Source organism: Kitasatospora sp. NPDC059817 (assembly GCF_042731835.1).
Taxonomy (GTDB): Bacteria; Actinomycetota; Actinomycetes; order Streptomycetales; family Streptomycetaceae; genus Kitasatospora.
The window spans coordinates 1-7,299 of record NZ_JBHWIR010000020.1; the positions used below are offsets into that span (position 1 = coordinate 1).

At 67.1% G+C, this 7,299-nt stretch carries 10 protein-coding genes; all 10 read left to right on the forward strand.

Features of this window, described 5'->3' with window-relative positions; translation table 11 throughout:
* Positions 1-383 precede the first annotated feature (383 nt).
* The 10 genes from secY to rplQ all read left to right on the forward strand — a co-directional run bounded on the left by secY (position 384) and on the right by rplQ (position 7,255).
* Positions 384-1,694: a preprotein translocase subunit SecY gene (gene secY, locus ACFV61_RS07030; RefSeq protein WP_063348973.1), complete on the forward strand. Its 1,311-nt coding sequence runs from the start codon at positions 384-386 to the stop codon at positions 1,692-1,694.
* Complete coding sequence (locus ACFV61_RS07035) at positions 1,694-2,347, forward strand: adenylate kinase (RefSeq protein ID WP_063348974.1); 654 nt, start codon at positions 1,694-1,696, stop codon at positions 2,345-2,347. The genes secY and ACFV61_RS07035 overlap by 1 nt, the downstream gene beginning before the upstream one ends.
* 108 nt (positions 2,348-2,455) lie before the next feature.
* The gene (map, locus tag ACFV61_RS07040) at positions 2,456-3,295 is read left to right on the forward strand and encodes a type I methionyl aminopeptidase (RefSeq protein ID WP_063348975.1); all 840 of its coding nucleotides are present in this window, start codon (positions 2,456-2,458) and stop codon (positions 3,293-3,295) included.
* 152 nt (positions 3,296-3,447) lie between these two features.
* Positions 3,448-3,873: a large conductance mechanosensitive channel protein MscL gene (gene mscL / locus ACFV61_RS07045; protein ID WP_380423795.1), complete on the forward strand. Its 426-nt coding sequence runs from the start codon at positions 3,448-3,450 to the stop codon at positions 3,871-3,873.
* 205 nt (positions 3,874-4,078) lie between these two features.
* Positions 4,079-4,300, forward strand: a complete 222-nt coding sequence (infA, locus tag ACFV61_RS07050) for a translation initiation factor IF-1 (RefSeq protein WP_014047798.1) — start codon at positions 4,079-4,081, stop codon at positions 4,298-4,300.
* Positions 4,301-4,332: 32 nt separating this feature from the next.
* Entirely contained in the window at positions 4,333-4,446 is a 114-nt protein-coding gene (gene rpmJ, locus ACFV61_RS07055) for a 50S ribosomal protein L36 (RefSeq protein ID WP_003956441.1), read from the forward strand.
* Positions 4,447-4,624: 178 nt separating this feature from the next.
* The gene (gene rpsM / locus ACFV61_RS07060) at positions 4,625-5,005 is read left to right on the forward strand and encodes a 30S ribosomal protein S13 (RefSeq protein WP_063348977.1); all 381 of its coding nucleotides are present in this window, start codon (positions 4,625-4,627) and stop codon (positions 5,003-5,005) included.
* A gap of 72 nt (positions 5,006-5,077) precedes the next feature.
* Positions 5,078-5,485: a 30S ribosomal protein S11 gene (rpsK, locus tag ACFV61_RS07065; RefSeq protein ID WP_030232513.1), complete on the forward strand. Its 408-nt coding sequence runs from the start codon at positions 5,078-5,080 to the stop codon at positions 5,483-5,485.
* Positions 5,486-5,631: 146 nt separating this feature from the next.
* On the forward strand, positions 5,632-6,654 hold the full coding sequence (locus ACFV61_RS07070; RefSeq protein ID WP_030232516.1) for a DNA-directed RNA polymerase subunit alpha: 1,023 nt from the start codon (positions 5,632-5,634) through the stop codon (positions 6,652-6,654).
* A 127-nt stretch (positions 6,655-6,781) separates the two neighbouring features.
* Positions 6,782-7,255: a 50S ribosomal protein L17 gene (rplQ, locus tag ACFV61_RS07075; protein WP_063348978.1), complete on the forward strand. Its 474-nt coding sequence runs from the start codon at positions 6,782-6,784 to the stop codon at positions 7,253-7,255.
* Positions 7,256-7,299: the final 44 nt, after the last annotated feature.

Here is a 7,299-nt window from a genome sequence, read left to right on the forward strand (position 1 = left end):
GTGCCCGGTCGTGTGTGCGGGGTGCTGGTCCGTAGTCGCGTGCCGGTTGTGTGGTGCGCCTTAGTACGACAGGTCTCGCGGTTCCCTTGGCACCTTCGGGAGGTGCGGGGCTCGCACGTTTTCCGGGCATCGCGTTTTCCGGGCATTCCGTTGACGTGTCCTCGTTCTTTTGTGTGGCAAACCCGGGCATCCCGTACCCCGTGAGTGGGGGAGGGGCGGTACGCGCTTCTTCCGAGTGGCTGCGCACTGTTAGAGTCCGTGGAGTTCCCTTGTAGGCTGCGCGTAGGCTCGCCTGTGCCGTCTGTACGGGAGCCCGTACCGCCAAAACTCCCATTCAGGACCGACCCTCCCGCCGACGACGCGCGGGAGGCGCAGGAGGCACCGTGCTCAGTGCGTTCGCGCGGGCGTTCCAGACGCCCGACCTGCGCAAGAAGCTGCTGTTCACGCTGGGCATCATGGTGCTGTTCCGCCTGGGCTCACACATTCCGATCCCCGGCGTGAGCTTCACGGCCGTGAACGAGTGTGTGAAGGACACCAAGAACAACGGCCTCTTCGGGCTCGTCAACCTGTTCAGTGGTGGCGCGCTCCTCCAGCTGACGATCTTCGCGCTCGGCATCATGCCGTACATCACCGCGAGCATCATCCTCCAGCTCCTCACGGTCGTGATCCCGCGACTGGAAGCGCTGAAGAAGGAGGGCCAGGCCGGCCAGACGAAGATCACCCAGTACACCCGCTACCTGACCATCGCGCTCGCCGTGCTCCAGGGCACCGGCATCGTGGCGACGGCCTCCAGCGGCGCGCTGTTCTCCGGCTGCCCGGTGGGCAACCAGATCGTCCCGGACACGAGCGTGTTCCGGATCGCCGTCATGGTGATCACGATGACTGCCGGCACCACGGTGATCATGTGGCTGGGCGAGCTGATCACGGACCGCGGCATCGGCAACGGCATGTCGCTGCTGATCTTCACCTCGATCGCCGCGCAGTTCCCGTCCTCGATGTGGGCGATCAAGGGCTCCGGCACCATCGGTGGCGGCTGGGTCGAGTTCCTGTCCGTGGTCGCGGTCGGCATCATCGTTGTGATGCTGGTCATCTTCGTCGAGCAGGCCCAGCGCCGGATCCCGGTGCAGTACGCGAAGCGGATGATCGGCCGGCGGGCGTTCGGCGGCACGTCGACCTACATCCCGCTCAAGGTGAACCAGGCCGGTGTCATCCCGGTCATCTTCGCCTCGTCGCTGCTGTACATCCCGGCCCTGGTGGTCCAGCTGACCGGTAGCCAGTCGGGCTGGGCGGTGTGGGTCACCCAGCACTTCGTCAAGGGCGACCACCCGATCTACATGGCGACCTACTTCCTGCTGATCGTCTTCTTCGCCTTCTTCTACGTCGCGATCTCCTTCAACCCCGAAGAAGTTGCCGACAATATGAAGAAGTATGGTGGCTTCATCCCGGGCATCCGGGCCGGCCGACCGACGGCCGAGTACCTGAACTACGTGCTGACCCGAATCACGTGGCCGGGTTCGCTCTACCTGGGCCTGATCGCGTTGATCCCGATGATCGCCCTGGTCGCCTTCGGACAGCAGACCAACTTCCCGTTCGGCGGCACCAGCGTGCTCATCGTCGTCGGCGTCGGACTCGAAACTGTGAAGCAGATCGAGAGCCAGCTCCAGCAGCGCAATTACGAAGGGTTCCTCCGCTGATGCGTATCGTCCTCGTTGGTCCTCCCGGGGCCGGGAAGGGTACTCAGGCGCACCTGCTCGCCAAGACCCTGTCCATTCCCCACATCTCCACCGGCGACCTGTTCCGCGCCAACATCGGTCAGGGCACCCCGCTGGGGCTCGAGGCCAAGAGCTACATGGACGCGGGCCGTCTGGTGCCGGATGAGGTCACCATCGGGATGGCCAAGGACCGCATGCTCCAGGAGGACGCCGCAGGCGGCTTCCTGCTCGACGGCTTCCCCCGCAACCTCGGCCAGGCCAAGGCGCTCGACGAGTTCCTCGTCGAGCAGGGGATCAAGCTGGACGGCGTGCTGGACCTGGAGGTCCCCGAGGACGAGGTGGTCCGTCGGATCGCCGGCCGCCGCCTGTGCCGCAACGACGGGGGCCACGTCTTCCACGTGGACTACAACCCGCCGAAGGCCGCGGGCGTCTGCGACGAGTGCGGCGGCGAGCTGTACCAGCGCTCGGACGACACCGAGGACAAGGTGCGCACCCGGCTGGAGGTCTACCACACGGAGACCGAGCCGATCATCGACTACTACGTCCAGCAGGGCCTGGTGGCGACCATCTCGGCCCTCGGCAAGGTGGACGAGGTCACCCGGCGCGCGATCGAGGCGCTGAAGCAGGACAACTGAGTTTCCCGGCGACGCCGTACGGCCGCGCTCCCCGATCCCGGGCGGCGCGGCCGTACGGCGTCGTACGGTGGTAGGCAGTGGCAAACAGAACGTGGAAGGCGTGACCAGATGGTGGAGATCAAGACCCCCGAGCAGATCGCGAAGATGCGAGCGGCCGGGCTGGTCGTCGCCGAGGCGCTGAAGGCCTGCCGGGAGGCGGTCGCCCCGGGGGTGACCACCCAGGAGCTCAACGACATCGCGGACAAGGTCATCACCGACCACGGTGCGACCTCCAACTTCCGCGCCGACCACGGCGGTCTGTGGTTCCCCGGGGTGATCTGCGCCTCGGTGAACAACGAGGTCGTGCACGGCATCCCCGGTGACCGGGTGCTCCAGGAGGGCGACGTCATCTCGATCGACTGCGGCGCCATCCTGGACGGCTGGCACGGCGACGCGGCGATCACCGTGGCGGTCGGCGAGGTCCGCCCCGAGGTCGAGATGCTGAGCCGGGTGACCGAGGGCTCGATGTGGGCCGGCATCGCCCAGATGAAGAAGAACAACCGCCTGGTCGACGTCTCCAAGGCGATCGAGGGCTTCATCCGCCGCCAGCCGCTGCCCCCCAAGGGCAAGTGGGGCATCACCGAGGGCTACGGCGGCCACGGCATCGGCACCGCGATGCACATGGAGCCGCACGTGCTGAACTACGTCGAGCGCGGCCGCGGCAAGGGCCCGAAGCTGATCCCCGGCACCGTGCTGGCGATCGAGCCGATGGTCTCGCTGGGCACCCCGCACACCGCCGTGCTGGAGGACGACTGGACGGTCGTCACCAACGACGGCACCTGGGCCTCGCACTGGGAGCACTCGGTGGCCGTCACCGAGCAGGGCCCGCTGGTCCTGACGGCCTTCGACGGCGGCAAGGCGGAGCTCGCGAAGCTGGGCATCACCGCCGCCCCGGACCCGCTCGGTTAGTCTCACGACGGTCGGCTGAGCGGCCAACTTCCGCTGCTGACAAGGGATCAGGGCCCTGGGGGTTTGGACCTCCAGGGCTTTTGTCCTATTTTTATCGGCTGGCAGTGGCTTCAGTAGCGGCTTCAGCAGCTTCGATCGATCGGGAGAGTGCAGTGCTCAAGGGATTCCGCGACTTCATGATGCGCGGCAACGTGGTCGACATGGCGGTCGGTGTCGTCATCGGCGCCGCGTTCACCGGCGTGGTGACCGGCTTCGTGTCGGCCTTCCTCACCCCGCTGGTCGGCGTCGGGGTCGGCGCGGCCGGCGACTTCAGCTCGTACAAGGCGACGGTGGCCGGGGTCACCTTCCCGTACGGCCAGTTCCTCAACGTGCTGATCGCCTTCGTGATGACCGCGGCGGTGCTGTACTTCTGCGTCGTGCTGCCGGTCACCAAGGCGACCGCGCGATACCTGCCGAAGAAGGCGAAGACCCCCAAGCGGCCCTGCCCCGAGTGCCTGACCGAGATCCCCGAGGCCGCCCGCCGCTGCGCGGCCTGCACCGCCCACGTCGAGCCGCTGAAGGTCACCGCCGGGTTCTGACCCGCCGGGACCAGCCGGAACGTCACGGTGGCCGCCTTCGGGGGACCTCGTTTTGGCCCACCGGACGCGCTGGCGTAGGATGGACCGTCGGCTCACTCGTAGCGTGCTTCAGCACGCCCTCTTCCCTTCGGGGGCGGGGTGAACCCAGGTTCGCACGAGCGTGCCGCATACGGTAGCCGGTCCCGGAAGGTGGATCTCGCAGTTCATGGCTAAGAAGCAAGGCGCCATTGAGATCGAGGGCACCGTGATCGAGTCTCTTCCGAACGCGATGTTCAGGGTCGAGCTGCAGAACGGTCACAAGGTCCTCGCGCACATCAGTGGCAAGATGCGCATGCACTACATCCGCATCCTGCCGGACGACCGGGTCGTCGTGGAGCTCAGCCCCTACGACCTCACGCGCGGGCGGATCGTCTACCGCTACAAGTAAGAACGTCAGATCTAGACCCGGAGAACCTGAACATGAAGGTCAAGCCGAGCGTCAAGAAGATCTGCGACAAGTGCAAGGTGATCCGCCGCCACGGCCGGGTCATGGTGATCTGCGACAACCTGCGCCACAAGCAGCGCCAGGGCTGATCTCTCCCCAGCATTTCTCGTAGTACTTCGCGCGACGCGAAAACGTCATAAGCGGGCTACCCGATCCGTCCCCACGAAGGGACGGACTGCCACCCCCGGTCAGAGGCCGGGGCTCCATCGTCGAGAGGCGAAGGAGTAGGTAGCACGCAAGACCTCTGAAAAAGCACAGGAGCCTTGAATGGCACGCCTCGCCGGCGTTGATCTCCCCCGTGAGAAGCGGATCGAGATCGCCCTTACCTACGTGTACGGCATCGGCCGTACCCGCGCCCAGCAGACCCTGGTCGAGACCGGTGTCAACCCGGATGTCCGCGTTCGCGACATCTCCGAGGAAGACCTCGTGAAGCTGGGCCAGTACATCGACGCCAACTACACGGTCGAGGGTGACCTCCGCCGTGAGGTGGCCGCCGACATCCGCCGCAAGGTCGAGATCGGCTGCTACGAGGGTCTGCGTCACCGCCGCGGCCTGCCGGTCCGCGGTCAGCGCACCCACACCAACGCGCGTACCCGCAAGGGCCCGCGTCGCGCGATCGCCGGCAAGAAGAAGCCGGGCAAGAAGTAGTCCGTCCCGTAACCGGACATCCCTCCGGCCCGCGGGTCAGCGGACCGACCACCTCAGTAGGAGAACAGACTTATGCCCCCCAAGGGTCGTCAGGCTGCCGGCGCGAAGAAGATCCGCCGCAAGGAAAAGAAGAACGTCGCTCACGGCCACGCGCACATCAAGAGCACGTTCAACAACACCATCGTTTCGATCACCGACCCCGCGGGCAACGTGATCTCCTGGGCCTCCGCCGGTCACGTCGGCTTCAAGGGCTCGCGCAAGTCCACCCCGTTCGCCGCGCAGATGGCCGCCGAGGCCGCTGCCCGTCGCGCGCAGGAGCACGGCATGCGCAAGGTTGACGTCTTCGTCAAGGGTCCGGGCTCCGGCCGCGAGACCGCGATCCGCTCGCTCCAGGCCACCGGCCTGGAGGTCGGCTCGATCCAGGACGTCACCCCCACCCCGCACAACGGCTGCCGTCCGCCGAAGCGCCGCCGCGTCTGACGCAGCGCCTTCGGGCTCGCAGTACCTGCTTTGAACCTTCGTACGGGGTCCCACGCGGTGATTCGTCGCTGTTCGCGGGACCCCGTACGCTTGGTCCTGTCGGCATCAAATAGTGGGTGCCGAAGACAACTGGAGGAATACCCCCCATGCTTATCGCTCAGCGCCCCTCGCTGACCGAAGAGGTCGTCGACGAGTTCCGCTCGCGGTTCGTGATCGAGCCGCTGGAGCCGGGCTTCGGCTACACCCTCGGCAACTCCCTGCGCCGCACGCTCCTGTCGTCGATCCCGGGTGCCGCTGTCACCAGCATCCGCGTCGACGGCGTCCTGCACGAGTTCACCACCGTGCCGGGCGTCAAGGAGGACGTGACCGACCTCATCCTCAACATCAAGCAGCTGGTCGTCTCCTCGGAGCACGACGAGCCGGTCGTGATGTACCTGCGCAAGCAGGGCCCGGGTGTCGTCACCGCCGCCGACATCGCCCCGCCGGCGGGTGTCGAGGTGCACAACCCGGAGCTGGTCCTCGCCACGCTGAACGGCAAGGGCAAGCTGGAGATGGAGCTGACCGTCGAGCGCGGTCGCGGCTACGTCTCCGCCGTCCAGAACAAGGCCTCCGGCCAGGAGATCGGCCGCATCCCGGTCGACTCGATCTACAGCCCCGTGCTGAAGGTCACCTACAAGGTCGAGGCCACCCGTGTCGAGCAGCGGACCGACTTCGACAAGCTGATCGTCGACGTCGAGACCAAGCCCGCCATGCGTCCGCGTGACGCCATGGCCTCGGCCGGCAAGACCCTGGTGGAGCTGTTCGGTCTCGCCCGCGAGCTGAACATCGACGCCGAGGGCATCGACATGGGCCCGTCCCCGACGGACGCCGCCCTGGCCGCCGACCTGGCGCTGCCGATCGAGGAGCTGGAACTCACCGTCCGCTCCTACAACTGCCTCAAGCGCGAGGGCATCCACACCGTGGGTGAGCTCGTCGCCCGCTCCGAGGCCGACCTGCTCGACATCCGCAACTTCGGTGCGAAGTCGATCGACGAGGTCAAGGCGAAGCTGGCCGGCATGGGCCTGGCCCTCAAGGACAGCCCGCCCGGGTTCGACCCGACCGCCGCCGCCGACGCCTTCGGCGCCGACGACCTGGACGACGCGGGTTACGCCGAGACCGAGCAGTACTAAGAGATTTGGCCGCGGGGGCGGTTCCACCGGACCGCCCCCGTCGTCGTGAAAGTCGTCCGGGCAACAGTGCCCGGACGCCCGCTGCGGTACCTGATACGGCCGTAGTCGGAGATTCAAGGAGTCATCCATGCCGCGTCCCACCAAGGGTGCCCGCCTCGGCGGCGGCCCGCACCACGAGCCGCTGCTGCTCGCCGGTCTGTGCCGGGAGCTGTTCCAGTACGGCCGCATCACCACGACCGAGGCCAAGGCCCGTCGGATGCGCCCGCTGGCGGAGAAGCTGATCACCAAGGCGAAGAAGGGCGACATCCACAACCGTCGCCTGGTGCGCAAGACGATCACCGACATCGCCGTGCTGCACACCCTCTTCACCGAGATCGCGCCGCGCTACGAGAACCGCCCGGGTGGTTACACCCGTATCACCAAGATCGGTCCCCGTCGTGGCGACAACGCCCCGATGGCCGTGATCGAGCTGGTCGAGGCGCTGACCGTCGCGCAGACCGCCGTCGGCGAGGCCGAGGGCGCCACCAAGCGCGCCGTCAAGGAGGCCGACGCCAAGGTCGAGGCCAAGGCCGACGAGGCCGTCGAGGCCGAGCAGGCCTGACACCGCTAGGTGTGGTCGCGGGCCCGCTCTCCCATCCGTGGGGG

What these genes read in the sequence shown, in the direction of transcription:
- ACFV61_RS07035 (WP_063348974.1), top strand. Translation starts at nt 1,694, where the DNA reads ATGCGTATCGTCCTCGTTGGTCCTCCCGGGGCCGGGAAGGGTACTCAG.
- map (WP_063348975.1), top strand. Translation starts at nt 2,456, where the DNA reads ATGGTGGAGATCAAGACCCCCGAGCAGATCGCGAAGATGCGAGCGGCC.
- infA (WP_014047798.1), top strand. Translation starts at nt 4,079, where the DNA reads ATGGCTAAGAAGCAAGGCGCCATTGAGATCGAGGGCACCGTGATCGAG.
- rpmJ (WP_003956441.1), top strand. Translation starts at nt 4,333, where the DNA reads ATGAAGGTCAAGCCGAGCGTCAAGAAGATCTGCGACAAGTGCAAGGTG.
- rpsM (WP_063348977.1), top strand. Translation starts at nt 4,625, where the DNA reads ATGGCACGCCTCGCCGGCGTTGATCTCCCCCGTGAGAAGCGGATCGAG.
- rpsK (WP_030232513.1), top strand. Translation starts at nt 5,078, where the DNA reads ATGCCCCCCAAGGGTCGTCAGGCTGCCGGCGCGAAGAAGATCCGCCGC.
- ACFV61_RS07070 (WP_030232516.1), top strand. Translation starts at nt 5,632, where the DNA reads ATGCTTATCGCTCAGCGCCCCTCGCTGACCGAAGAGGTCGTCGACGAG.
- rplQ (WP_063348978.1), top strand. Translation starts at nt 6,782, where the DNA reads ATGCCGCGTCCCACCAAGGGTGCCCGCCTCGGCGGCGGCCCGCACCAC.